The sequence below is a fragment of the Geodermatophilus sp. SYSU D01180 genome, from assembly GCF_054050415.1.
Map to the genome: position 1 here is coordinate 12,520 of NZ_JBJGZH010000014.1, position 23,104 is coordinate 35,623.

29 protein-coding genes and 2 riboswitches are annotated in these 23,104 nt (G+C 77.4%); of the genes, 14 read left to right on the forward strand and 15 right to left on the reverse strand.

Features of this window, described 5'->3' with window-relative positions; translation table 11 throughout:
- The first annotated feature begins 119 nt into the window (after window positions 1–119).
- Entirely contained in the window at window positions 120–2,201 is a 2,082-nt protein-coding gene (locus ACI8AA_RS14010; protein WP_457045016.1) for a SpoIIE family protein phosphatase, read from the forward strand.
- 3 nt (window positions 2,202–2,204) lie between these two features.
- On the opposite strand, the gene ACI8AA_RS14015 is transcribed toward ACI8AA_RS14010, so the two are convergent.
- From ACI8AA_RS14015 to ACI8AA_RS14040, 6 genes are all read right to left on the reverse strand, one after another.
- Complete coding sequence (locus ACI8AA_RS14015) at window positions 2,205–2,630, reverse strand: ATP-binding protein (protein WP_457045017.1); 426 nt, start codon at window positions 2,628–2,630, stop codon at window positions 2,205–2,207.
- Window positions 2,631–2,748: 118 nt separating this feature from the next.
- A complete protein-coding gene (locus tag ACI8AA_RS14020; RefSeq protein ID WP_457045018.1) occupies window positions 2,749–3,342 on the reverse strand; it encodes a thiamine phosphate synthase in 594 nt (197 codons plus the stop codon).
- A complete protein-coding gene (locus ACI8AA_RS14025) occupies window positions 3,339–4,112 on the reverse strand; it encodes a thiazole synthase (protein ID WP_457045019.1) in 774 nt (257 codons plus the stop codon). Before ACI8AA_RS14025 ends, ACI8AA_RS14020 begins: the two co-directional genes overlap by 4 nt.
- Window positions 4,113–4,114: 2 nt before the next feature.
- Complete coding sequence (thiS, locus tag ACI8AA_RS14030; RefSeq protein WP_457045020.1) at window positions 4,115–4,315, reverse strand: sulfur carrier protein ThiS; 201 nt, start codon at window positions 4,313–4,315, stop codon at window positions 4,115–4,117.
- Complete coding sequence (gene thiO, locus ACI8AA_RS14035) at window positions 4,306–5,442, reverse strand: glycine oxidase ThiO (RefSeq protein WP_457045021.1); 1,137 nt, start codon at window positions 5,440–5,442, stop codon at window positions 4,306–4,308. Before thiO ends, thiS begins: the two co-directional genes overlap by 10 nt.
- On the reverse strand, window positions 5,439–6,755 hold the full coding sequence (locus tag ACI8AA_RS14040; RefSeq protein WP_457045022.1) for a purine-cytosine permease family protein: 1,317 nt from the start codon (window positions 6,753–6,755) through the stop codon (window positions 5,439–5,441). The genes thiO and ACI8AA_RS14040 overlap by 4 nt, the downstream gene beginning before the upstream one ends.
- Before the next feature lie 3 nt (window positions 6,756–6,758).
- Window positions 6,759–6,850: riboswitch (TPP riboswitch) on the reverse strand.
- Window positions 6,851–6,889: 39 nt separating this feature from the next.
- Here ACI8AA_RS14040 and ACI8AA_RS14045 point away from each other — a divergent pair.
- The 5 genes from ACI8AA_RS14045 (at window position 6,890) to thiD (ending at window position 10,429) form a co-directional block, all read left to right on the forward strand.
- Window positions 6,890–7,471: a thiaminase II/PqqC family protein gene (locus ACI8AA_RS14045; protein WP_457045023.1), complete on the forward strand. Its 582-nt coding sequence runs from the start codon at window positions 6,890–6,892 to the stop codon at window positions 7,469–7,471.
- Complete coding sequence (locus ACI8AA_RS14050; RefSeq protein ID WP_457045024.1) at window positions 7,468–8,103, forward strand: TenA family protein; 636 nt, start codon at window positions 7,468–7,470, stop codon at window positions 8,101–8,103. The genes ACI8AA_RS14045 and ACI8AA_RS14050 overlap by 4 nt, the downstream gene beginning before the upstream one ends.
- Window positions 8,096–8,192: riboswitch (TPP riboswitch) on the forward strand. Its footprint overlaps the gene before it by 8 nt.
- The gene (thiM, locus tag ACI8AA_RS14055; RefSeq protein WP_456927806.1) at window positions 8,185–8,970 is read left to right on the forward strand and encodes a hydroxyethylthiazole kinase; all 786 of its coding nucleotides are present in this window, start codon (window positions 8,185–8,187) and stop codon (window positions 8,968–8,970) included. It overlaps the preceding riboswitch by 8 nt.
- Complete coding sequence (thiE, locus tag ACI8AA_RS14060; protein ID WP_457045025.1) at window positions 8,967–9,602, forward strand: thiamine phosphate synthase; 636 nt, start codon at window positions 8,967–8,969, stop codon at window positions 9,600–9,602. Before thiM ends, thiE begins: the two co-directional genes overlap by 4 nt.
- Window positions 9,599–10,429 carry a bifunctional hydroxymethylpyrimidine kinase/phosphomethylpyrimidine kinase gene (gene thiD, locus ACI8AA_RS14065; protein WP_457045026.1) on the forward strand — a complete coding sequence of 277 codons (831 nt, stop codon included), beginning with the start codon at window positions 9,599–9,601 and terminating at the stop codon, window positions 10,427–10,429. The genes thiE and thiD overlap by 4 nt, the downstream gene beginning before the upstream one ends.
- Before the next feature lie 22 nt (window positions 10,430–10,451).
- Here thiD and ACI8AA_RS14070 read toward each other — a convergent pair whose 3' ends face one another.
- Entirely contained in the window at window positions 10,452–11,348 is an 897-nt protein-coding gene (locus tag ACI8AA_RS14070; RefSeq protein WP_457045027.1) for a DUF1028 domain-containing protein, read from the reverse strand.
- A 93-nt stretch (window positions 11,349–11,441) separates the two neighbouring features.
- Here ACI8AA_RS14070 and ACI8AA_RS14075 point away from each other — a divergent pair, with 93 nt between their 5' ends.
- The 3 genes from ACI8AA_RS14075 to ACI8AA_RS14085 all read left to right on the forward strand — a co-directional run bounded on the left by ACI8AA_RS14075 (window position 11,442) and on the right by ACI8AA_RS14085 (window position 13,460).
- Window positions 11,442–12,443, forward strand: coding sequence for a GNAT family N-acetyltransferase (locus ACI8AA_RS14075; protein WP_457045028.1), 1,002 nt, complete (start codon window positions 11,442–11,444; stop codon window positions 12,441–12,443).
- A gap of 31 nt (window positions 12,444–12,474) precedes the next feature.
- Entirely contained in the window at window positions 12,475–13,110 is a 636-nt protein-coding gene (locus ACI8AA_RS14080) for a class I SAM-dependent methyltransferase (RefSeq protein WP_457045029.1), read from the forward strand.
- Between the two features lie 179 nt (window positions 13,111–13,289).
- Window positions 13,290–13,460: a hypothetical protein gene (locus ACI8AA_RS14085; RefSeq protein ID WP_456936205.1), complete on the forward strand. Its 171-nt coding sequence runs from the start codon at window positions 13,290–13,292 to the stop codon at window positions 13,458–13,460.
- Between the two features lie 13 nt (window positions 13,461–13,473).
- Here ACI8AA_RS14085 and ACI8AA_RS14090 read toward each other — a convergent pair whose 3' ends face one another.
- The 3 genes from ACI8AA_RS14090 to ACI8AA_RS14100 all read right to left on the reverse strand — a co-directional run bounded on the left by ACI8AA_RS14090 (window position 13,474) and on the right by ACI8AA_RS14100 (window position 17,060).
- Complete coding sequence (locus ACI8AA_RS14090) at window positions 13,474–14,766, reverse strand: Nramp family divalent metal transporter (protein WP_457045030.1); 1,293 nt, start codon at window positions 14,764–14,766, stop codon at window positions 13,474–13,476.
- A 111-nt stretch (window positions 14,767–14,877) separates the two neighbouring features.
- A complete protein-coding gene (locus ACI8AA_RS14095) occupies window positions 14,878–15,603 on the reverse strand; it encodes a Mut7-C RNAse domain-containing protein (protein WP_457045031.1) in 726 nt (241 codons plus the stop codon).
- Window positions 15,600–17,060 (reverse strand): aminotransferase class I/II-fold pyridoxal phosphate-dependent enzyme, encoded by a 1,461-nt coding sequence (locus ACI8AA_RS14100; RefSeq protein ID WP_457045032.1) that lies wholly within the window; start codon window positions 17,058–17,060, stop codon window positions 15,600–15,602. The genes ACI8AA_RS14095 and ACI8AA_RS14100 overlap by 4 nt, the downstream gene beginning before the upstream one ends.
- 72 nt (window positions 17,061–17,132) lie before the next feature.
- On the opposite strand from ACI8AA_RS14100, the gene ACI8AA_RS14105 reads away from it, so the two are divergent.
- The 3 genes from ACI8AA_RS14105 (at window position 17,133) to ACI8AA_RS14115 (ending at window position 19,123) form a co-directional block, all read left to right on the forward strand.
- Window positions 17,133–17,645 (forward strand): VOC family protein, encoded by a 513-nt coding sequence (locus ACI8AA_RS14105; RefSeq protein ID WP_457045033.1) that lies wholly within the window; start codon window positions 17,133–17,135, stop codon window positions 17,643–17,645.
- A 76-nt stretch (window positions 17,646–17,721) separates the two neighbouring features.
- Window positions 17,722–18,525, forward strand: coding sequence for an SDR family NAD(P)-dependent oxidoreductase (locus ACI8AA_RS14110; protein ID WP_457045034.1), 804 nt, complete (start codon window positions 17,722–17,724; stop codon window positions 18,523–18,525).
- Window positions 18,526–18,547: 22 nt separating this feature from the next.
- Entirely contained in the window at window positions 18,548–19,123 is a 576-nt protein-coding gene (locus ACI8AA_RS14115; RefSeq protein ID WP_457045035.1) for a GNAT family N-acetyltransferase, read from the forward strand.
- On the opposite strand, the gene ACI8AA_RS14120 is transcribed toward ACI8AA_RS14115, so the two are convergent.
- Complete coding sequence (locus ACI8AA_RS14120) at window positions 19,107–19,541, reverse strand: rhodanese-like domain-containing protein (protein ID WP_457045036.1); 435 nt, start codon at window positions 19,539–19,541, stop codon at window positions 19,107–19,109. The two genes, ACI8AA_RS14115 and ACI8AA_RS14120, sit on opposite strands and share 17 nt — an antisense overlap.
- A 134-nt stretch (window positions 19,542–19,675) precedes the next feature.
- On the opposite strand from ACI8AA_RS14120, the gene ACI8AA_RS14125 reads away from it, so the two are divergent.
- Together ACI8AA_RS14125 and ACI8AA_RS14130 are read left to right on the forward strand one after the other, a co-directional pair.
- A complete protein-coding gene (locus ACI8AA_RS14125) occupies window positions 19,676–20,341 on the forward strand; it encodes a GntR family transcriptional regulator (protein WP_457045037.1) in 666 nt (221 codons plus the stop codon).
- Window positions 20,325–21,347 carry a 1-aminocyclopropane-1-carboxylate deaminase gene (locus tag ACI8AA_RS14130; protein WP_457045038.1) on the forward strand — a complete coding sequence of 341 codons (1,023 nt, stop codon included), beginning with the start codon at window positions 20,325–20,327 and terminating at the stop codon, window positions 21,345–21,347. Before ACI8AA_RS14125 ends, ACI8AA_RS14130 begins: the two co-directional genes overlap by 17 nt.
- 69 nt (window positions 21,348–21,416) lie before the next feature.
- On the opposite strand, the gene ACI8AA_RS14135 is transcribed toward ACI8AA_RS14130, so the two are convergent.
- From ACI8AA_RS14135 to ACI8AA_RS14150, 4 genes are read right to left on the reverse strand one after another with little or no spacing between them, the layout of a single operon-like run.
- Complete coding sequence (locus ACI8AA_RS14135; RefSeq protein WP_457045039.1) at window positions 21,417–21,779, reverse strand: DUF1622 domain-containing protein; 363 nt, start codon at window positions 21,777–21,779, stop codon at window positions 21,417–21,419.
- The gene (locus ACI8AA_RS14140) at window positions 21,776–22,174 is read right to left on the reverse strand and encodes a DUF1622 domain-containing protein (protein WP_457045040.1); all 399 of its coding nucleotides are present in this window, start codon (window positions 22,172–22,174) and stop codon (window positions 21,776–21,778) included. Before ACI8AA_RS14140 ends, ACI8AA_RS14135 begins: the two co-directional genes overlap by 4 nt.
- 27 nt (window positions 22,175–22,201) lie before the next feature.
- Complete coding sequence (locus ACI8AA_RS14145) at window positions 22,202–22,900, reverse strand: serine aminopeptidase domain-containing protein (RefSeq protein ID WP_457045041.1); 699 nt, start codon at window positions 22,898–22,900, stop codon at window positions 22,202–22,204.
- Window positions 22,897–23,103 carry a hypothetical protein gene (locus ACI8AA_RS14150; RefSeq protein ID WP_387991279.1) on the reverse strand — a complete coding sequence of 69 codons (207 nt, stop codon included), beginning with the start codon at window positions 23,101–23,103 and terminating at the stop codon, window positions 22,897–22,899. The genes ACI8AA_RS14145 and ACI8AA_RS14150 overlap by 4 nt, the downstream gene beginning before the upstream one ends.
- Window position 23,104: the final 1 nt, after the last annotated feature.

A 23,104-nucleotide genomic window follows, 5' to 3' on the forward strand; every position in this document is an offset into this window, starting at 1 on the left:
GGGGCTTCCGCTCGTCGGGACGCGGTGTCGACTCGGGCACACCGGTTGTCGTCCCGGGGCCGGGCATGGGACAAAGGACGGCGGACCACCGCTCTCTCCTGAATGGACTCCTGCTGCCCGTGACCGTCCCCGAGCAACGTCCGGGGCCACGGGGAGCGGCAGCCCGCCCGCTGTCCGTGCTGCCCGACGATCCCGAGGTCGCCCGGCTCCGCTTCGAGCTGGCGATCGACGCCGCCGGCATCGGCAGCTTCGACTGGGACCTGGAGACCGGCCGGCTCGCCTGGGACGACCAGCTGATGGCGATCTTCGGGATCGAGCCCGACGGCTTCGGCGGGACGATCGAGTCCTTCGCCGAGCGCCTGCACCCCGACGACCGCGGCCGCACCCTCGCCGCGCTTCAGGAGGCGATCGACACCGTCGGCGCCTACGACGCCGAGTTCCGCGTCGTGCTGCCCTCCGGTGAGACCCGGTGGATGCAGGGCCGCGGGCGGGCGCTGGCCGACGACCGGGGGCGGGCGGTGCGGCTGCTCGGCGCCGGCATCGACACCACCGGCCGGCACGAGGGCGACGCCCGGGTGTCCCGGGTCCTCGAGACCATGCGGTCGGCGTTCTTCGCCCTGGACCGCGAGTGGCGCTTCACCTACGTCAACGCCGAGGCCGAGCGTGTGCTGCGCCGCGGCCGCGACGAGCTGCTCGGCGGGGACATCTGGGAGCTGTTCCCGGCCGCCGTCGGCAGCGACTTCGAGGTCAACTACCGCGCGGCCATGACGGGCGGCGAGGAGCGGGTCTTCGAGGCCCACTACCCCCCGCCGCTGGACGCCTGGTACGAGGTCCGCGCGTGGCCGGGTCCCGACGGGCTGTCGGTCTACTTCCTCGAGGTCACCGAGCGCCGCGCCGCCGAGCAGCGGGCCCGGGACAGCGCCGCCCGGCTGTCGCTGGTCGCCGAGGTCAGCGCGCTCATGTCGGCGTCGCTGGGCTCCGGGGGCGCCGAGGAGCCGGCGCTGCAGCGGGTCGCCGAGGCCGTCGTCCCCGTGCTCGGCGACTGGGTGATCCTCACGCTGTCCGCCGGCGAGGACGGCCGGATGCGCGACGTCGCGAGCTGGCACCGCGACCCGGCGATGCGGGCGGCCGCGGCGGCCTACGCCGACCTGCGGCTGGCGTCGGTCCCCGCCGACGCGCCCGTGCTGCAGGCGCTGCAGTCCGGCCGGCTGCTCACCGTCGACGACGTCCCGGCGGCCATCCGCCCGACACTCCCGGACCAGGTCCGCGAGGTCTTCGACGCCCTCGCGCCGCGGACGGCGGTCACCCTGCCGCTGATGGCCCGCGGGCGGACGCTCGGCGCGCTCAGCGTCTACCGCGGCGCCGACCGGCCGGCCGCGAACGCGGAGGAGGTCGCCGCCGCCCGCGAGGTGGCCGACCGCGTCGCCCTGGCCCTGGACAACGCCCGGCTGTTCGACCAGCAGCGGCGGCTGGCCGAGGCGCTGCAGCGCAGCATGCTCACCGCGCCGCCGCAGCCCGACCACGCCGAGATCGTCGTCCGCTACCAGCCGGCGGTGGAGGTCGCCCAGGTCGGCGGCGACTGGTACGACGCGTTCCTCCAGCCCGACGGCGCGACCGTGCTGGTCATCGGCGACGTCGTCGGCCACGACACCGAGGCCGCGGCGAGCATGGGCCAGCTGCGCGGCATGCTGCGCGGCATCGCCTACCGCGGCGACGTCCCGCCCGACGCCGTCCTGGCCGAGCTCGACGCCGCCGTCGACGCGCTCGGCATGCGCACGATGGCCACCGCGGTGGTCGCCCGCGTCGAGCAGACGCCGGAGCAGCGCGCCGCCGGGACGACGACGCTGCGCTGGTCCAACGCCGGGCACCCGCCGCCGCTGCTGCTCACCCCCGACGGCGAGGTGCACACGCTGGGCACCGAGCGCGGCCAGCTCATGCTCGGCGTCGACGCCGGCGCCCGGCGCAGCTCGGCCGCGGTGGAGGTCCCCCGCGGCTCGACGCTGCTGCTCTACACCGACGGGCTGGTCGAGGGCCGCGACCTGCTGCTCGACGACGGGATCGGCCTGCTGGGGACCGCGCTGGCCCGCCTCGCGGACCTCCCGCTCGAGCGGCTCGGCGACGCGTTGCTCGCCCGGCTGCGCCCCGAGGGCCTCCAGGACGACGTCGCCCTGGTCGCCATGCGCCTCCACCCGCAGGGCTGAAGCTCAGCGCGGGGGGAGCACCGCCCAGACGGTCTTGTGGCCGTCGTCCGCGTACCAGCCGTGCGCCGTCGACAGCTCGGCGATGAGGTAGAGCCCCAGCCCGCCCTCGGAGGGGTCGCGGTCGACCGCCGGGGTGGGCGGGGTGCCGGCGGCGCCGTCGGACACCGCGACCAGGATGGCGTCCGCGGTGCGGCGGACCACCGCCTCGACCGCGCCGCCGCCGTGGCGCAGCGCGTTGGAGGCCATCTCGTCGAGCACGAGGACCAGCCGGTCGCGCACGTCCGGGGAGCCGGGCGCGACGTGCGACCGCCGCAGCTCCTCGCGCACCCGGGGCAGCTCGGCGACGTCGGACAGCTCCCAGGACAGCCCGTCCCAGGCGGGCGGTGGCGACGCCGACGGCCAGCCAGGACCGGCCGTTCCGCGTGTCACCCCGTGGACTCCTCGTGTCGGCGTCCCGTCGTGGACGCGAAGTCGAACACCTGCGTATGGCTCGCGGACCGGTTCCGTAAACCCCGGTGCGACCAGCGTCACACGGCAGGGGACCGGATCAGCAGGTGGGGAGGGCCGCGCGGTAGGCCGCGACGACCGCCGGGTCGCGCATCACCGGCCCCATGACGGCGACCCCGTGCGCCCCGGCGGCCAGGCACCCGGCCACGTCCCCGGGCCACACGCCGCCGAGCGCGAGCACCGGCGGGGCACCGTCGCCGAGCGCGGCGACGTGGGCGGCGAGGCCGGCCGCGCCCAGCGCCGGGCCGTAGCCGGGCTTGGAGGCGGTGGGGGCGACGGGGGACAGGGTCACCCAGTCGCAGCCCTCGGCCGCCGCCCGCGCCAGCTCCGCCGCGGAGTGGCAGGAGCGGCCCAGCAGCGGCGGGCGCACGGCGGGGACCGGGTCGGTGGCGGACAGGTGCACTGCCGTCCCCGCCGGCGCCCCGGCCGCGCCGCCCCACACCAGCAGCCCGCCCACCGGGTCGAGCACCGCCCGCAGCTCGCGGGCCAGCGCCGCCCGCTCGGGCAGCGGCAGGTCCTTGTCCCGCAGCAGCACCGCCCGGGCGCCCGCCGCGACGGCGTCCGCGACCACCTCCGGGAGCGGGCCGCGCGCCTGCGTCCGGTCGGTGACGACGAGCAGGCGGGGGACGGTCACAGCGCGGGCAGCCCCTCGAACGGCGTCGACGCCTCGGCGTGCCAGCGGCGCGGGATGCGCCCGGCCAGCTTCGCCAGGCGGCCGGCCTCCACCGCCTGCCGCATCGCCAGCGCCATCCGCTCGGGGTCGCGGGCGCGGGTGACCGCGGTGGCCAGCAGCACCGCGTCGCAGCCCAGCTCCATGGCCAGCGCGGCGTCCGAGGCGGTACCGATGCCGGCGTCGAGGACCAGCGGCACGTCGACGGCCTCCCGCAGCAGCGCGATGGCGTGCGGGTTGCGGACGCCCAGCCCGCTGCCGATCGGCGAGCCCAGCGGCATCACCGCGGCGCAGCCGGCGTCGGCCAGGCGGCGGCCGAGCACCGGGTCGTCGGTGGTGTAGGCGAGCACGGTGAAGCCCTCGGCGACCAGCTGCTCGGCGGCGTCGAGCAGCTCCACGGCGTCGGGGAGCAGGGTGACGTCGTCGCCGATGACCTCGAGCTTGACCCAGTCGGTGCCGAACGCCTCGCGGCCCAGCCGGGCGGTGCGCACCGCCTCCCGGGCGGTTCTGCACCCGGCGGTGTTGGGCAGCAGCCGGACGCCGGCCCGGTCCAGCACCTGCATCATCGAGCCGGCCGCCGACGCCTCGACCCGCCGCAGCGCCACGGTGACAACCTCGGTGCCCGAGGCGCGCACCGCGGCCTCCAGCGCCTCCAGGCTGGGCACGCCGCCGGTGCCGAGCAGCAGCCGGGAGCCGAACGTCTCGCCGCCCAGCTCGAAGGGGTCGTCCACCACGGTCAGCCTCCTGCGGTCGGGGCGAGCACCTCGACGGCGTCGCCGGGGGCCAGCGGGGTCTGCGCCCAGCTGCTGCGCGGGACGACGTCGCCGTTGCGGGCGACGGCCACGCGGTCGTGGCCCGCGGCGCGCTGGGCCACGAGGTCGGCCACGGTGGCGCCGTCGGCCAGGTCGGCCGGGGAGCCGTTGACGGTCAGCTGCACTGCGTCCTCCTCGGAGGTCCGACCCGGAAGCGGTCGGCGGTGAACGGGGCGGCGACCGCGGGCAGCGCGCCGGTGGCGAGCAGCTCGGCGGTGGCCTCGGCGGTCACGGGGGTGAGCAGGACTCCGTTGCGGTGGTGGCCGGTGGCCAGCACCAGCCCGGGCAGCGACGAGGGCCCCAGCAGCGGCGCGTTGTCCGGCGTCCCCGGCCGCCAGCGGGCCAGCGTCTCGGTCAGCTCGAGCTCCGAGACCTCCGGGACGACGTCGATCGCGTCGTGCAGCAGGTCGTGCACGCCGCCGGCGGTGACCCGGGCGTCGAAGCCGCGGTCCTCGCTGGTGGCGCCCACGACCAGCCGGTCGCCGGCGTGGGGGACGAGGTAGACGGGCCGGCCGCGGACCAGCGCCCGCACGGTGCCCTCGAGCAGCCCGGCCGCACCGGCCAGCCGCAGGACCTGGCCCTTGACCGGGCGCACCGGCAGCGGCGGGACGCCGGGCAGCTGCCCGCTGCGCGCGCCGAGCGCGAGCACCGTGGCGCCGGCGGGGAGCACGTCCCCGGACGCCAGCCCCAGGCCGGCGGCGCGGCCGCCGTCGACGACGACCCCCGCCACCCGGTCGCGCACCAGGGTCACCCCGGCCGACGCCGCCGCGGCCAGCAGCGCGGCGTGCACCGCCCGCCCGTCCACCGAGTGGTCGCCCTCGACCAGCAGCCCGCCGCGCACCCGGGTGGCCAGCGCCGGCTCGCGGCGGCGGGCCTCGCGCGGGGTCAGCCGCCGCGCCGCCAGGCCGAGCTCGCCCTGGAAGGCGTGCAGCGCGTCGAGCTCACGGACGTCGTCCTCGTCGAACCCGACCACCAGCGTGCCGGCGGTGCGCAGCCCGACCGGCGTCCCGGCGGCGGCCTCGAGCTCCGCGGCGAAGGCCGGCCAGCGGGCGAGGGAGTCCAGGCCCAGCCGCAGCAGCGGCTCCTCGCGGTAGCCGGCCTCGGTGACCGGCGCGAGCATCCCGGCCGCCGCGGCGGAGGCGCCGCTGCCGGGGGCGTCGTCGACGACGGTCACCGACAGCCCGCGGCGGGCGGCCCGCCAGGCCACCGCGAGCCCGACCAGGCCGCCTCCCGCGACGGCGACGTCGGTCACCGCCGGCGGCCGGCCAGCACGAGCGGCACGGTGAGCACGACGGCCACGGCCAGCCCCACCAGCGACGCCGACCAGCCGTTGGCCGGGTCGATGCCGAGGTCGGCCTGCCGGGCGCCCCACCACGCCGTCCAGCCCGCTCCCGGGCCGGGGAAGTACGTGGGCAGGGTCAGCTGGTAGGCGACGAACCCGGCCGCCCACGGCAGCAGGTACAGCGGCCGGGCGGGCGCGGTGTCGGAGGTGTCCCAGCGCCCGCGCGGGGTCAGCCGGTAGGCCACGATCAGCACCCCGGCCAGCGGCACGAACACCGCGCCGATGAGGAAGAGGAACGGCTCGTAGGCGGCGACGTCGAAGGTCAGCGCGAGCAGCGTCGCGACGGCGCCCACGCCCACGGCGAGCACCCGCCGGTCCAGCCGCGCCACGACGTTCTGCGCCGACACCGCCGTCGAGTAGAGGTTGGCGAAGGCCTCGTCGAGCTCGACGGCCACCAGCACGAGCACCGCGACGGCGCCCAGCGGGACGGCCAGCAGCGCGCCGATGACGTCGATGCCCGCGCTGCCGTAGGCGGCCAGCGCCAGCACGCCGAGGGTGAACATCACGACGGTGGCGGCGCCGTAGCCCACCGCCGACCCGACGCCGGCGGCGCGGGCGCTGCGGGCGTGGCGGGTGTAGTCGGCGGCCAGCGGCAGCCAGGACACCGGCAGTGCGATGACGATGTCGGCGGCGGTCCAGAACGACGTCGCCCCGCCGCCCTCCAGCGGCGGCAGCGGCTCGGCCAGGACCTGCACGAACAGGTAGGCGACGGCGGCCAGCGCGGCCCAGACGGCGTACCGGGCGAGCACCCGCACCACGCCGAGGGGCCGCAGCGCCATCGCGGTCGCCAGCACCCCGGCGGCGACGACGAACGGCCAGCGCGGCGCGTCCAGCACCCGGGCGGCGGCCTCGGCGATGACGACGATCTCGAACGTCGCCCACCCGATGCACTGCACGAGGTTGAACGCCGTGGGCAGCCAGGACGTGCGCCGGCCGAGCAGCCCGCGCAGCAGCACCATCCCGGGCACGCCCTCGCGCGCGCCGGCGGCGGCCACCAGCCCGAGCAGCGCCGACCCGAGCACGGCGCCGACGACGACCGCGGCGAGCGTGACCGCCAGCGACCGCCCCGGCAGGACGACGAACACCGCCGCCACCGGCAGCAGCAGGCTGACGCCGAGGTCGGCCCACAGGCCGAGGTTGGCGGCCAGGCCCAGCGTGCGCGGCGGCGCCTGGTCGAGCGTCAGGGGTGCGTCGGGGGTGCGGACGTCATCCGCCGTGCTCATGGCTGCTCCCTACGCCGGCATTACCCGGTCAGGTTCCAGCGGTCGGCGGCGCGCTCAGCCGCCCTCTCAGCCCGGTTGCCCCGAGCTCCCGCACATGGCGGCGCCACCATAGCCACCCCGTAGGGTCGGGCGCCGTGCCGGTCGCCGACCTGCTCGCCCGCCACGCCGACGCCTGGGGCCGAGCCACCCGCCACCCGTTCCTCGACGCCGTCCGCGACGGCACGCTGCCGCCCGCTGCCTTCGACACCTGGCTGGTGCAGGACGCGTACTTCGTCGCCGACCTGCTGCGCTTCCAGGCGCGGCTGCTGGCCCGGGCGCCCCGCGCGGCGCAGGGGGTGCTCGCCGCCGGCTGCGTCTCGCTGGTCGCGGAGCTGGACTGGTTCACCGAGCAGGCCGCCGCCCGCGGGCTGGACCTCGACGCCCCGCAGCTGCCGGCCACCATCGCCTACGGGGACCTGCTGTACCGGCTCGACGCCGCCGACCTGCCCACCGCGCTCACCGCGCTGTGGACGATCGAGCGGACCTACCTCGACGCGTGGTCGGCCGCCCGGCCCGGCGCGGAGCCGTACCGGGAGTTCGTCGAGCACTGGACGGCGCCGGGCTTCGCCGGGTACGTGGCCGGGCTGGAGGCGGTGGCCGGCGGGGCGCCCGACTCCGTCTTCCTCGAGGTGGTCGCCGCGGAGACCGCGTTCTGGCAGATGGCGCTGGACGCGTGACCCTCGCGGCGGACCTCTGGGCGGGCAGCGCCGACCTCGCCGCCGCCGCGCGGGAGCACCCGTTCGTCACCGGGATCGCCGACGGCACGCTGCCGCGCGAGCGGTTCGCCGGCTACGTCGCCCAGGACGCGTTCTTCCTCGAGGCCTTCGCCCGCGCCTACGCGCTCGGGGTGGCGCACAGCCGCGACCGGGCGACGCTGGAGGCCTTCGCCGACCTGCTGGCCGGCGTCCGCGAGGAGCTGCGGCTGCACGACGGCTACGCCGCCCGCTGGGGCATCGACCTGGCCGACGTCGTCCCGTCCCCCGCGACGCTCGCCTACACCGAGTTCCTGCTGGCCACGGCCGCGCTCGGTGACGCCGGGGAGGTGTGTGCGGCGATGACGCCGTGCATGCGGCTCTACGCGCACCTCGGCCGGGCCCTGGTTCCACGTGCAACCGGGCCGTACCGCGAGTGGGTCGACACCTACGCCGACCCGGGCTTCGAGGAGCTCGCCGCAACACTCGAGGCGCTGCTGGACCGGCTGGCCGCCGACACCCCGGCCGTGCGCCGGGCCTACCGGCGGGCGATGGAGCTGGAGCTGGCCTTCTTCGACGGCGCCTGGCGGACCGGGGGTAGCGTCGGCGGGCAGTGACTCGGGGTGTCCGCCGTCCGGTGGGCTGAGAACACACCCGTCGAACCTGTCCAGGTCATGCTGGCGAAGGGATGTCACGGCGTGGATGCCGCTGCTCTGACCGCTGCCCGTCAGGCCCTGACGGGCGCCGCACCGCTGGTGCACTGCCTGACCAACACCGTCGTGCAGACGCTGACGGCGAACGCGCTGCTCGCCGTCGGCGCGGCCCCGGCGATGGTCGACGAGCCGCTGGAGGCCGAGGGCTTCGCCGCGGTGGCCTCGGCGGTGCTGGTGAACGTCGGCACCGTCAACCAGCGCACCGCCGAGGCGATGCGGCTGGCCGCCCGCTCGGCCGCGGCCGCCGGCACGCCGTGGGTGCTCGACCCGGTCGCCGTCGGCGCGCTGCCCTACCGCACCGGTCTCGCCGCCGAGCTGCTGGAGTCGCGCCCGGCCGTCGTCCGCGGCAACGCCTCCGAGGTCATGGCGCTGGCCGGCGCCGGGACCGGCGGCCGCGGCGTCGACTCGACGAACAAGGCGGACGAGGCGCTCGACGCCGCCGTCGCGCTGGCCGGGCGCACCGGGGGAGTGGTCGCCGTCAGCGGGGAGGTCGACGTCGTCACCGACGGGACCCGCACCGTCCGGGTGGGCGGCGGCTCGGTGCTGCTCACCCGCACCACCGGCGCCGGCTGCGCCCTCGGCGCCCTGGTCGCGGCCTACGTCGCCGTCACCGACGACCCGCTGACCGGCGCGGTCGCCGCGCACGCCCACGTCGCGCTGGCCGCCGAGGCCGCGGCCGCCGCCGCTGCCGGGCCGGGCACCTTCGCGCCGCTGTGGCTCGACGCGCTCGACGCGGTCCCCGACCTGTCCGCCGCGGAGGTGACCCGGTGAGGCCGGCGTTCGACCCGACGCTCTACCTGGTCACCGACACCGCGCTGGCCGGGCCCCGCGGCGTGCCCGACGTCGTCCGGGCGGCGGTGGCCGGCGGGGTGACCGCGGTGCAGGTCCGGGACAAGACGGCGTCGTGCCGGCAGCTGTACGCGCTGACGCTGTCGGTCGAGGAGGTCCTGGCCGGCACGGGCGTGGCGCTGTTCGTCAACGACGACGTCGAGGTCGCCCTGATGGCCGGCGCCGACGGCGTGCACGTGGGCCAGGACGACACCCCGGCCGCCGAGGTCCGCGCGCGGATCGGCCCCGACCGGCTGCTGGGCCTGTCGGCCGGGTCCGACGACGAGCTGGCCGTCGCGCTGGCGCTGCCGCCGGGCACCGTCGACGTCGTCGGCATCGGGCCGGTCTGGTCCACCCCCACCAAGCCCGACGCCGGCACCGGCCTCGGGCCCGAGGGGGTGGCCGCGCTGGCGGCGAAGGCGGCGGCCGGCGGGCTGCGGTCGGTGGCGATCGGCGGCATCGACGTCGAGCGGGCCCCGCTGGTCACCGGCGTGGACGGGATCTGCGTGGTCTCGGCGGTGTGCGCGGCGCCCGACCCCGCCGCCGCGGCCCGGGCGCTGCGGGCGGCCCGGTGACCGGGCGGGCGGGGGTGCCCGTCGCGCTGACCGTCGCCGGCAGCGACCCCAGCGGCGGCGCCGGCATCCAGGCCGACCTCAAGACGTTCAGCGCGCTCGGCGTCTACGGCACCGCCGTCCTCACCGCGCTGACCGCGCAGAACACCCGCGGCGTCACCGGCGTGCAGCCCGTGCCCGGGGCGTTCGTGGGCGAGCAGGTCCGCACCCTGCTCGACGACGTGACCGTGCACGCGGCCAAGACCGGCATGCTCGGCACCGCCGACGTCGTGCGGGAGGTCGCCGCGGTGCTGGCCGGCCGCGCCGCCGGGCCGCTCGTCGTCGACCCGGTCATGGTCGCCACCAGCGGCGACCGGCTGGTCGACGACGACGCGATCGCCGCCGTCCGCACGGAGCTGCTGCCGGTGGCCGAGCTGGTCACCCCGAACGTGCCCGAGGCGGCCGCGCTGCTGGACACCGCGCCCGCGACGTCGGTCGACGAGCTCGCCGCGCAGGCGGAGGCGCTGCTGGAGCTCGGGCCCGGCGCGGTGCTCGCCAAGGGCGGGCACCTCGGCGGGGCGGAGAGCGTCGACGTCCTGGCCACCGCCGACGGCGTCGAGGTCACCCGGCGGCCGCGGGTCGACACCACCGCCACCCACGGCACCGGCTGCACGCTGTCCTCGGCGATCGCGGCGCTGGTGGCCCGCGGGGTCGGCGGCCCGGGGCGGTGGGAGCCGGTGGTCGAGCAGGCCCGCGACTACCTGCAGCAGGCGCTGCGGGCGGGGGAGTCGCTGGGCATCGGCTCCGGCCACGGCCCGGTGCACCACTTCGCCGGCACCTGGCCCGCCTGAGCCCCTCCCGCGACCGCGGGGGTCACGGGGCGGGCAGGAGCCGGTCGAGCAGGTCCCGGGGCAGCAGGCCGGCCGGGCCGAAGCGGCGGGCCGCCTCGACGAACTCCGGCGCGGTGGCCGCGAGACCGGCGAGCAGCCCGCGCGCCGCCTCCTCCCGCCCGGCCAGGGCGGCGACGACCGCCCGCCAGAGCACCTGGTCCGGCTCGGTCCCCGGGTCCTGCGGGCGCAGCTCCCCCAGCTGCCGGTCGGCGGTGTGCGGGTCCCCGTCCAGGGCGAGCTGGAAGGCCCCGACCACCCGCTGGTAGCGCAGCAGCCGGGCCACGAGCCGGTCCAGCTCGGCGACCGGGTCGGCGTGGTCGTCGACCCGCAGGTCGACGACCCGGTCGTGCCACGGGCGGCCGGTCGTCCGCAACCGCACGACCGTGACCGAGGCCGACCGCCGTCCCCGGAGGTCACCGCCGGCGTCCTCGGCCGCGTGCAGGGAGTGCAGCAGCCGCTGCGCCAGCGGCCCGGGCGTGCGCTCGACGTCCTCGACCATCGCCTCCCACACCCGCGGGCCGGTGACCAGGTTGGCCAGCGCCGCGCAGTCGGTCCCCACCCGGTGTCCCGCGGCGGCCACGCACGCGTCCCCGGTGGAGACGGCGACGTCCCCGGACGCGTCGAGCAGGGCCACCTGCCGCCGCTCGGGGTGCGGGTCGACGCTCTGCAGCGCGGTGAGCGACTCCCGGGCGCTCAGGCCGCCGCGGAGCAGGTCCAGCCCGACCTCCCCGTACATGGGCTCGCCCATAGACTGGGTCGCGATGACGCCCTGGCCGGGGCGGGCGAAGGGCACGCTGCTGCCGACGGCGAGGGCCTGCGACTGGGTGGCCACGCCCATCTCGCCGGTGTCCCGGTCGCGGGCGACGATCGAGTACGTCACCCCGCGTCGGCTACCCGCTGACGGGCCGGCGCAGCACCTCATCCCGGGATCGGGGCCCCGGAATCGCGTTGCGGCGGCGGCTAGAACGGACGGGTGGAGATCGTGCGGACCGGCCCGGACGACGCCCGGTTCGCCGCCTGGTGCGCGGTGTGGGCGGCGGCCCAGCGCGCCGACCGCCCCGGCGAGGCCCCGCGGCCGGCGAGCGACCACGTCGCGCTGGGCCGGCGGCTGACCACCCCGGGCGGCGCCGTGCAGGGCACCCACCGGGCCGCGGTCGCCGGCGGCGCCGTCGTCGGCGCGCTGCGCCTGCTGCTGCCGGTGCGCGACAACACCTCGGTCGCGCACGTCGACGTCGCCGTGCACCCCGCCGCCCGCCGGCGCGGCGTCGGCACCGCGCTGCTGGCGGAGGCGACGCGGCTGGCCGCGGCGGCCGGGCGCTCGTCGCTGGTGGCCGAGGTCGACGAACCCGGGCCGGGCACGGCCGGCCGCGCCTTCGCGCAGGCGCACGGGTGGACCTGCGGCCTGCAGGAGACCCGCCGCGACCTGCTGCTGCCCGTGGACGAGGACCGGCTGGCGGCCCTGGAGGCCGTGGCGGCCGCCGCGAGCGCGGGTTACGAGGTGCGCACCTGGCGGGACCGGACGCCGGACGAGCTGCTCGAGGACCGGGCGCTGCTCGGCCGCCGGATGTCGACGGACGCGCCGAGCGGGGACGTGCCGGTCGGCGAGGAGGACTGGGACGCCGCCCGGGTCCGCGAGCAGGAGACCGTCGTCCTGGACCGCGGCCGCACCGTCCTGTCGGCCGGCGCGCTGCGGAACGGCCGGCTGGTCGCCTTCACCGACCTGCACGTCCCCCTCGAGCAGCCGGAGCGGGCCAACCAGGGCGCCACGCTGGTGCTGCGGGAGCACCGCGGGCACCGCCTCGGCGCCCGGGTCAAGGTCGCGGTCCTGCGCGAGCTCGCCGCGACGCTGCCGGAGGTGCGGCGGATCAGCACGTACAACGCCGACACCAACCGGCCGATGGTCGCGGTCAACGAGGCGCTCGGCTTCGTGCGCGCGGGCGGGCTGTCCACCTGGTCGACCCGCCTGCCCGCTTGACGCGGTCCCGGCCGTGCCGGGACCGTGCCGCATGGCGACCGACCGCCCGCACCCCGTCTTCAGCCGGTTCTACGAGCGGATGAGCCGGCGGATCGAGGACGCCGGCATGGCCGACCTCCGCCGCGAGCTGCTCGGCGGGCTGGCCGGCGTGGTGGTCGAGGTCGGCTGCGGCAACGGGCTGAACTTCCGCCACTACCCGCCGGCGGTCACCCGCGTCGTCGCGGTCGAGCCCGAGCCGCGCCTGCGGGCCGCGGCCGAGCGGGAGGCGGAGACGGCCGGCGTCCCCGTCGAGGTGCACGCCGGCACGGCCGACGCGCTGCCGCTGCCCGACGGCGCCGCCGACGCCGGCGTGCTGTGCCTGGTCCTGTGCAGCATCCGGGAGCGGGCGCAGGCGCTGGGCGAGCTGCGCCGGGTGCTGGGTCCCGGCGGGGAGCTGCGGTTCCTCGAGCACACCGTCGCGCAGGACCGCCGGCTGCGGCGGGTGCAGCGCCTGGTCGACGCCACCGTCTGGCCGCTGCTCGCCGCGGGTTGCCACACCGCGACCGACCAGGTCGCCGACATCGAGCGGGCGGGCTTCACCGTGCGGCGGGTGCGGCGCTTCGACTTCCCGCCGATGCGCCTGCGCCTGCCCCCGAGCCCGCACGTGCTGGGGACGGCGGTCGCCTGATCAGTCCCACGGCGAGGGGTGCTCTCGCGGTGTCCCCGACGCTCGTGCGGTGTGGCAGCACCGCAGGACCACCCGGGGCGCCGCAGGAGGCGCACGGTCCTGGGCCGACGGCGTCCGGGCACCGCCGACCTCGCCGCCGCCCGTCGCGCGGAACGGGGAGCCGCTGGTTGACTCGGGGGATGGTCGCGCCCATCCCCGAGCCGGACCCGCCCCTCGACCCGACCGAGCCGGTCCCCGACGACCCGGGCGAGCTGCTCCCCGACGCGCCGGAACCCCTGCCGCCCGCGCCGGTCGAGCCGACGCCGGACGACCCGGGCGGTGACCCCGGCGGCGTCCCCGAACCCGCCTGAGGGCCGCGGCCGGTCAGAGGATCAGGCCCACCAGCAGGTGGGCGTTGAGGCCGATGATCAGCAGCGCGACCACCGAGCCCGCCGCCGTGGTCACCCGCCGGTTCACCCAGCCGCCCATGAGGTCGCGGCGGCTGGTCAGCCACAGCAGCGGCACCAGCGCGAACGGGATGCCGAAGCTCAGCACGACCTGCGACCAGACCAGCGCCGTCGTCGGGTCGCCGCCGAGGACGAGCACCGCGAGCGCCGGGGCCAGGGTGACCAGCCGGCGGACCAGCACCGGGACGTGCCGCTTGAGGAACCCGGCCATCACGACCTGGCCGGCGTGGGTGCCCACCGAGGAGGAGGCGAACCCGCTGGCCAGCAGCGCGACGGCGAAGGCCAGCGCCGCGCCGGCGCCGAGCTGGTCGCCCAGGCCCGCGTGCACGCTCTCCAGCGAGGCGATGCCGTCGTCCGCGGTGAACAGCTGCGCGGCGATGACCAGCATGGCCGCGTTGACCAGCCCGGCCAGCCCCATCGCGACCAGGACGTCGATCCGCTGGGCCCGCAGCAGCCGGCGCCGTCCCTGCTCGGTCCGCCCCGCGGTGACGACGTCGCCGTAGCGGCCCGGGGTCAGCGCGGAGTGCACGTAGATGACGTGCGGCATGACCGTGGCGCCGAGGATGCCGGCGGCCAGCACCAGGCTCCCCGGGCCGTCGAAGGAGGGCACCATGCCGCCGGCCAGCCCGCCGACGTCGACCCCCGACCCGACCAGCGTGTAGCCGAAGCCCAGCCCGATCACCAGCAGCAGCCCGGTGATGACCCGCTCGAACGGCCGGTGCCCCCGCGACTGGGCGCCGAGCAGGACGAAGGCGACGACGGCGGTGATGACCCCGCCGATCGGCAGCGGCACCCCGAACAGCAGGTTCAGCGCCACCGCGCCGCCGACGATCTCGGCGAGGTCGGTGGCGATGGCGACCGCCTCGGCCTGCAGCCACAGCCCCCAGGTGACCGGCCGCGGCAGCCGCTCCCGGCAGTTGGTGGCGAGGTCGCGGCCGGTGGCCAGACCGAGCTTGGCGGTGAGGCTCTGGATGAGCATCGCCATGAGGTTGGCCGCGACGATCACCCACAGCAGCGTGTAGCCGAACGAGGCGCCGCCGGAGAAGTTGGTGGCGAAGTTGCCGGGGTCGACGTAGGCGACGGCGGCGATGAAGGCCGGGCCGAGCAGCGGCCAGACCCGCCGGCGCCCGGTGGCGGCCGGCGGGGGCGTCTTCGGGGTGCCGACGAGCGTCGTCGGCAGGACGGCGGCCTCGGTCTTCGACAGGTACACGGGGGCCTCGCAGGGGACGGGACGGGGTTCCTGCCCCCCGCACTGCCCGCCCGGGGTGTCACGGTGGGGCCAGGACGTGGCCCCCGCGGGCCGAGGTGAGGCTGTCCTGCGTCAGCCCGCGGTGAGCCGCTGCGCCCGCTCGACGAGGGCGTCGATCCGGCGGGCGTGCGCCCCGCGCCAGTAGACGCGGCCGCAGTCCGGGCAGCGGGAGAAGTCGGTCGCGGTCCGCCGGGTGCCCGGCTCCAGCTCGCCGGCCACCTCGGCGGCGTCGACGGCGACCGGCACGCCGTTGCAGGCCGGGCAGCGGGTGAGCGGCGCCAGCGGCGGGCGGAAGCGGTCGAGGACGTCGGCGAGCTGCTCGTCGGGCGCGGCGCCGCGCACCCACGCGCCCGCCGGCAGCGCGCGGCGCATGAGCAGCCCGCGGTCCTGGGTGAGCAGCACCCGGTCCTCGGCGACGGCGGCCGCGACCAGCTCGGCGTCGTCGGCGTCGGGGGCGCGGGCCTCCGGCGACCACGCGGCGTCCAGGCCCAGCAGCCGCATCCGCCGGGCCAGGGCGCCGAGCCCGACGTCGAGCAGGAAGCCCCCGGGCGGCGCCGGCTGCGGCCGGGGGACGGGCCGGACGACGACGGTCGCGCCAGGCGGCGGCCGGGCGTCCCGGGGCAGGGGGACGCCGTCGACCAGCAGCGCGCCCACCTCGGTCAGCGGGACGCCGGCGGCCTGCACCAGGTGGCCCGCGGTCGCGTCCGGGTCGGCGGCGAGCACGCGCCGGCCCGACGCCCGGTCCCGCGCCGGCAGCAGCGGCCGCAGGGCGTCGTCGACCGCGACCGTGACCGTCACTCGATGACGACCCGCAGGCTCTTCATCGTCGGGTCGGCCGCGTCCGGGACGAGCATCCCGGCCTCCACCCCGCTGGTCAGGTAGTCCAGCGCCTCCTGGCTGACCCGCTCGCCGGGTGCCAGCACCGGCACGCCCGGCGGGTAGGGGCTGACCATCTCCGCGACGACGCGGCCGGCGGCCTCGGCGATCGGCACCTGCTCGACGCGGCCGAAGAAGGCGTCCCGCGGGGTCATCGCGTTCTCCAGTTCCAGCGCGCGCGGCTCGGGCAGGTCCACCCGGGGCGGTCGCTCCATGGAGCGCGCGCCGTCGACCAGCGCGCGCAGCGCCTCGACCAGCGTCGCCTCGGTCTCGTCGTCGTCGGCGTGGGTGAGGCGGGCGCTGATCCGGCAGGCGTCGGCGGAGCCGATGTCGACGTGCCGCTCGGCGCGCAGCCAGTCGCCGGCCTGGTAGCCGGTGATCCCCAGTTCCCGGACGTCGATCGTGAGCACCAGCGGGTCCAGGTCGAAGGCCATGCCGGGGCCGACCACCTCGCGGCCCATCAGCTGTACCCCGGGCAGCTCCCGGATCCGCCCGGCGACCCGGCCGGCCCGCTCGATCGCCGCGCCCAGCAGCTCGCGGCCGTGCTCGACCATCTGCCGCCGCCAGCCGTCGAGGGTCAGGTAGACCAGCGCCGAGGAGCTCGTCGTCCCCAGCAGGTCCTCGCGCTGCTCCAGCACGTCCGGGTCCACCCGGTCGCCGCGGAGGTGGAAGACCGACGACTGCTCGACCGCCCCGCCCATCTTGTGCACGCTCGTGACGACGACGTCGGCGCCGGCGTCCATGCCCCAGGCCGGCAGGTCGGGGTGGAAGGGCAGGTGGGCGCCCCAGGCCTCGTCCACGATCAGCGGCAGGTCCCGCTCGTGCAGCACCTCGGCGACGCCGGCGACGTCGGCGCAGGTGCCCCAGTCGGTCGGGGTGATCAGCAGCATGCCCTTGGCCTCGGGGTGCGCCTCGAGCGCGCGGCGGACGTCGTCGGGCTCCGGCGGGTGGGCCAGCTGCCGCTCGGCGTCGAAGTGCGGGTGCACCCAGACCGGCCGGATGCCGCTGATGATCAGGCCGGCGACCACCGACTTGTGCGCGTTGCGGCTGACCAGCATGGTCTCGCCCGGCCCGGCCACGGAGATCATCGCGCTCTTGACCGACAGCGAGCTGCCGCAGGTGGAGAAGAACGCCCGGTCGGCGTCGACGGCGTCGGCCATGAGGTCCTCGGCCTGGGTGACCACGCCCTGCGACTCGCGCCGGTCGTCGAGCCCGTTGAGCGACAGGACGTCGCTGCGGAAGACGTCGGCGCCGACGACCTCCAGCACCCGCGGGTCCACCCCGCGGCCCTGCTTGTGCCCCGGCGGGCCGTAGACGACGTCGCCGCGGCGGCGGAACTCCTGCAGGGCCTCGAGGACGGGGGCGCGTGAGTGGTCCACGGGCTCCCCCTACCCCGAGGTCACCGGAGGCAACTGCTTGAGCGTTCATGCAGCGGCGCGCACACTCGGGGGATGCCGGTCCAGCGCCTCAACCACGCCGTCCTCTACGTCCGCGACGTCGCGCGCAGCACCGCCTTCTACCGCGACGTGCTCGGCTTCCGGGTGAAGGCGGAGATCCCCGGCCGGGCGGTGTTCCTGCAGGCCGAGGGGTCGGCCAACGACCACGACCTCGGCCTGTTCTCCGCCGGGGCCGGCGCAGGCCCCTCGCAGGCCGGCCACGCGACCGTCGGGCTGTACCACCTGGCCTGGGAGGTGGACACCCTCGCCGAGCTGGCCCGGGTCCGCGACGCGCTCACCGCCGCCGGGGCGCTGGTCGGCGCCTCCGACCACGCCACCACCAAGGCCCTCTACGCCCAGGACCCCGACGGCCTGGAGTTCGAGGTCTCCTGGCTGCTCCCGGCCGACCGGATCACCGACGACGTCCGCGCGCAGGCCATGACGATCCGCCCGCTGGACCTCGACGCCGAGATCGCCCACCACGGCGGCGACACCCGCGGCGGCATCGGGGTCTCCAGCCCGGTCTGAGCGGATGGGTCGGCCCCCGCCGGATCGGGCATGACCGCGGGCGACCGCAGCCGCGACCGACCCCCCGGGAGTCCCCGTGACCCTGCCCACCGACCGTCCCCTCGCCCTCGTCACCGGAGCCTCCAGCGGCATCGGCCTGGAGCTGGCCAGGCAGTTCGCCGAGAACGGCTTCGACCTGGTCGTCGCGGCCGAGGACGACGAGCTGGACGCCGCCGCCGAGACGCTGCGGGAGGCGGGCGCACACGTCTCGCCGGTCCGCGCCGACCTGTCGACGTACGACGGCTGCGAGCTGCTGGTGGAGGCCGTCCGCGGCGCCGGGCGCCCGCTGGCCGCCGCCGCGCTGAACGCCGGGGTGGGCGTCGGTGGGGCGTTCACCGACACCGACCTGTCGCGGGAGCTGGAGATCGTCGCGCTCAACTGCGGCTCGACCGTGCACGTCGGCAAGGCCGTCGCCCAGGACATGGCGGCGCGCGGCGAGGGCCGGATCCTCATCACCTCGTCGGTGGCCTCGCAGGCGCCGCAGCCCTTCCAGGCCGTCTACGGCGCGAGCAAGGCGTTCACCCAGCACCTGGCGCTGTCGCTGCGCGAGGAGCTGTCCGACCGCGGCGTCAGCGTGACCGCCCTGCTGCCCGGGCCCACCGACACCGAGTTCTTCGACCGCGGTGACCTCACCGACACCCGGCTCGGCGCCACCGACGCCAAGGACGACCCGGCGCAGGTCGCCCGGCAGGGCTTCGAGGGCCTGATGAAGGGCGAGGCGTCGGTGTTCGCCGGGTCGCTGGCCAGCAAGGCGATGGGCCGGCTGTCGGCGATCACGCCGGGCAACGTGGCGGCCAAGCTCAACCGGAAGATGGCCGAGCCGGGCTCCGGGGAGGACTGAGCCCTCCGGCACGATCGGGGGCGTGACCGACGTCGTCCCCGCCCCCGTCGAGGTGCCCGCCGGCCCGGTGCGGCTGCGCCCGTGGCGGGCCGGCGACGCCCCGGCTGTGCACGCCGCCCTCACCGACCCGGCCACGGCCGCGTGGAGCAACCCGGGCCGGGTGGCCACGCTCGAGGACGCGCGGGTCTGGGTGGCCCGCCGCGCCGACTGGAGCAGCGGGCGGATCGCCGCCTGGGCCGTCGTCGACTCCGCCGGCGGCGAGCTGCTCGGCTCGGTGAACCTGCACTCCATCGACCTCGACCAGGGCGACGCCGAGGTCGGCTACTGGACGGTGCCCGCCGCGCGCGGCCGTGGGGTGGCGCCGCGCGCCGTCGACGCCGCGCTGCGCTGGGGCTTCGCCGCGCTGCCGGTCGACCGGGTCGAACTGGTGCACGCAGTGGAGAACCCGGCGTCGGGCCGGGTGGCGGAGAAGGCCGGGTTCACCTTCGAGGGCCGGCTGCGCCGCTCCTTCCGCTACGGCGACGGCGCCAAGCACGACGAGCTGCTGTGGGCGCGCCTGGCCGACGACGACGTCCCCGACCTCAGCACCCGCAGCTGACCGGCGCGGTCAGCGGGTCGACGTCCGGGCGGGTGAGGCCGTCCGCGGTCGCCACCGGCAGCCCCTCCCGCGCCCAGTACTCGAAGCCGCCGATCATCTCCCGCACCCGGTACCCGAGCAGGGCCAGCGCCAGCGCCGCGCGGGTGGCCCCGTTGCAGCCCGGCCCCCAGCAGTAGGTCACCACCGGGACGGACCGGTCCAGCTCGGCCTCCGCGCGCGCCGCGACCTCCGGGCCGGGCAGGTGCAGCGCGCCGGGCACGTGCCCCTGGTCCCACGCCTCCCGGCTGCGGCTGTCGAGCAGCACGAAGCCCGGCTCGCCGGACTCCAGCGCGGCGTGCACGTCGGACACGTCGGTCTCCACGGCCAGCCGGCGGGCGAAGTGGGCGGCGGCGTCGGCGGGGGCGGTGCTCCAGTCCATGCCGGTGATCGTGAGGCGCGGTCCCCGCCCCGACGAGGCCCCCGCCTGCCACGGAGCGTCGGTTTCCCGCCTTCCGCGCGCGGAAGGCGGAGCAGGGGTTGACGGCGCCGTCTCTGACATCTGAGATGTCAGTTGTGTCCGCCCCGCTCGTCCCCGTCGGCCGGGTGCTGCTGCGCGACCAGGCGCTGGCCCGCATCCGGTCGGCGATCGTCAGCGGCGAGCTGGCGCCCGGCGCCGTCGTCAAGGACACCGAGCTGGCCGGCCGCCTCGGCCTGTCGGTGGCGCCGGTGCGCGCCGCGCTGGCCAAGCTGGTCGACGAGGGGCTGGTCGAGGCCAAGCCGCAGAGCCACACGCGGGTCACCCCGCTGCGGCCGCGGCAGGTGCGCGACGCCGCCGTCGTCGTCCGGGCGATGCACGAGCTGGCGGCCCGGGAGGCGGCCGGCCGGGTGACCGGTGACGACGTCGCCGCGATGCGCGCCGCCAACGAGCGCTTCGCCGCGGCCGTGGCCGCCGGCGACCTCGACGCCGCGCTCGCCGCCGACGACGAGCTGCACGGCGTGCTGCTCGACCGCGCCGGCAACACCGCGCTGACCGCGACCGTCGAGCGGCTCACCCCCGCCATCCGCCGCCTGGAGCGGGCCCGGTTCGCCGCGGCGCACGGCCGGGGGTCGGTCGCCCTGCACGACCGCCTGATCGCCGCCTGCGAGGCGGCCGACGTCGACGCCGCCGTCGCGACCACCACCGAGATCTGGACCGCGCTGCTGTCCGAACTGGAGGAGACCCATGACGACGCTGGCTGACTTCCCCCGCACCCCGCTGCTGTTCGGCCCCTCGCCGGTGCACCGGCTGGACCGGCTCACCGCGCACCTCGGCGGCGCCGAGGTCTGGGCCAAGCGGGAGGACTGCAACTCGGGCATCGCCTACGGCGGCAACAAGACCCGCAAGCTCGAGTACCTCGTCGCCGACGCGCTCGCCCAGGGCTGCGACACCCTCGTCTCCATCGGCGGCGTGCAGAGCAACCACACCCGGCAGGTGGCCGCCGTCGCCGCCCACGTCGGGCTGTCCTGCGTGCTCGTGCAGGAGAGCTGGGTGGACTGGCCCGACGCCGTCTACGACAAGGTCGGCAACATCCTGGTCAGCCGGCTGGCCGGTGCGGACGTGCGGCTGGTCAAGGCCGGGTTCGGCATCGGGTTCAAGGAGAGCTGGGAGGCCGCGCTCGCCGAGATCGAGGCGCGCGGCGGCAAGCCCTACGCCATCCCGGCCGGCGCCAGCGACCACCCGCTCGGCGGGCACGGGTTCGCCAACTGGGCGCTGGAGGTGGCGCAGCAGGAGGCCGAGCTCGGCGTCTTCTTCGACACCGTGGTCGTCTGCTCGGTCACCGGCTCCACGCAGGCCGGGATGGTCGCCGGGTTCGCGCTGCTCGAGGAGCAGGGCGGCCGGCCGCGGCGGGTGCTCGGCGTCGACGCCTCGGCCAAGCCCGCCGAGACCCGCGACCAGGTGCTGCGCATCGCCCAGCGGACCGCGCGGGCGATCGGCGTGCGGCGCGAGCTGACCCTCGACGACGTCGAGCTCGACGAGCGGTACCACGCCGGCGTCTACGGCATCCCCGACGCGACGACGATCCGCGCGATGGAGACCGCCGCCCGCACCGAGGGCATGGTCACCGACCCCGTGTACGAGGGGAAGTCGATGGCCGCGACCATCGACCTGGTCGGCCGCCGCGAGATCGACCCGTCGTCGACCGTGCTCTACGCCCACCTCGGCGGCCAGCCCGCGCTCAACGGCTACAGCGCGCTCTTCTCCTGACGCCCGGGTCCGCCTCCCGCGCGCGAGAGGCGGACCCCGACCCCGAGCAGGCCGGCGGCGGTGCCCGGCTCACCCGGCGGCCGGGGACCCGATCCGTGCGCGGCGCGAGGCCGACCCGGCAGTCACGGGCGGGGAGGCCAGCGGCCGGGACCGGGCCGTGTCACCGCCGGCGGGGACAGGGCCCGGCCCCCCCGCCCGCAGGCCCGCGCCGATCACCCGGCGCAGCGCGACGACGGCGGCCGCCGTGCCCACCGACGACCACGTCGGCTCGACGGCCAGGCGCAGCAGCCCGGCCGCGAGCAGGAGGTCCAGGAACACCGCCAGCGCGAGCCGGGGCCGCCGGGTGCTCGCGAGGGTCACCGCCCCGGCGACCAGGGCGAGCCCGCTGACGGCGACGGCGAGCAGCCCGGGGGCGGGGCCGAGCGAGGTCACACCCCGCGCCCGCGGTGCTCCGCCGACGCCGGGTCGGGCGCCGGCGCACCGGACTCCTCGGCGACCTGCCGCCGCTCCTCGGCGATCTCCTTCGACAGGAAGTAGTTCAGCGCCGTGCGGATCGCGGCGACCGCGGCGAGCTGGCCGAGCTCGCGGAAGCTCGGCGCGACCGCCGTCCGCAACACGTCGCTGGCGAGCTGGAACTCGAGGCCCAGGGCGAGGAACCGGCCCAGGGTGAGCCGGACCGGCACGAAGGCAGACGTCCCGCCGCGGCGCAGCCCCACCCACAGGAAACGGGCGAAGGCCCACAGCGCGCCGGCGAAGATGACCACGGCCCCGCACGCCTCGACGACCGTGACCATGACGCCGACGACGTCGGCGAGCACTTCCTCCACGCGCACTCCCGTTCCCGAAGCGCCGCCTCACAGCGGGACGGCGAGCCCCTCCCCGTCCGGGGCGCCCAGAGCGTCCCCCAGGTCGGCGCGCCACGGGGCCAGCCCGGCCCCGGCCAGGACGACGTCGCGGACCAGCGCGTGCCACCGCCCGACCCGGCGCACCATGCCGTGCCCGCCGGGCAGCGTGAACCGCGCGACCCGCGCGCCGGCCCGGTGCGCGCGGACGGCGAAGTCCGCCGACAGCCGCGCCGGCACCCAGCGGTCGCCGCGGCCGTGGGCGAGGACGACGGTGCGGCCGCGCAGGTGGCCGACGGGCTCGCCCGGCGGCGTCCACGGCGCGAGCCCGCAGACGGCGGTCACCGACGGGTCGTCGCCCGCGCGCAGCACCGCCCGGCCGCCCATCGAGTGCCCGACCAGCACCACCGGGACGTCGCCGTGCCGCTCGCGCACGCGGTCCAGGGCCCAGCGGACGTCGGCGTGCGCGTCGGCGGCGACCCCGTTCCAGCCGGCCATGCGGTAGCGGACCAGGTAGGTCTCCACGCCCCGCCCGGCCGCGGCGCGGGACACCGCTTCCTGGATCGCCCGCATCCGCACCAGCGACAGCGCCCGCTCCCGCGGCGGCTCGACGCTGGCCACCGTGCCGCCGTGCGCGAACACGGCGACCGCGCGGGTGGGCGCGGTCGCCGGGGTGTGGTCGAGGGCCGGGACCCGTTCGGCGGTGGTCACCGGCGCCGTCGGCCACCGCCGCGCAGCCGGGCCCGCGCACGGTCGCCGAGGTCACCGGCCCGGAGCAGCCCACGGCTGAGCTGGGTCGGCCCGGTCCGCCGTTCGAGGGCGAGCCCCGCGCGCCGGAGCAGCCCGGTGCCCAGGGGGACGAGGACGGTCACGATGAACCAGACCCGCAGCCGGCGGGTGAGGAGCAGCCACATC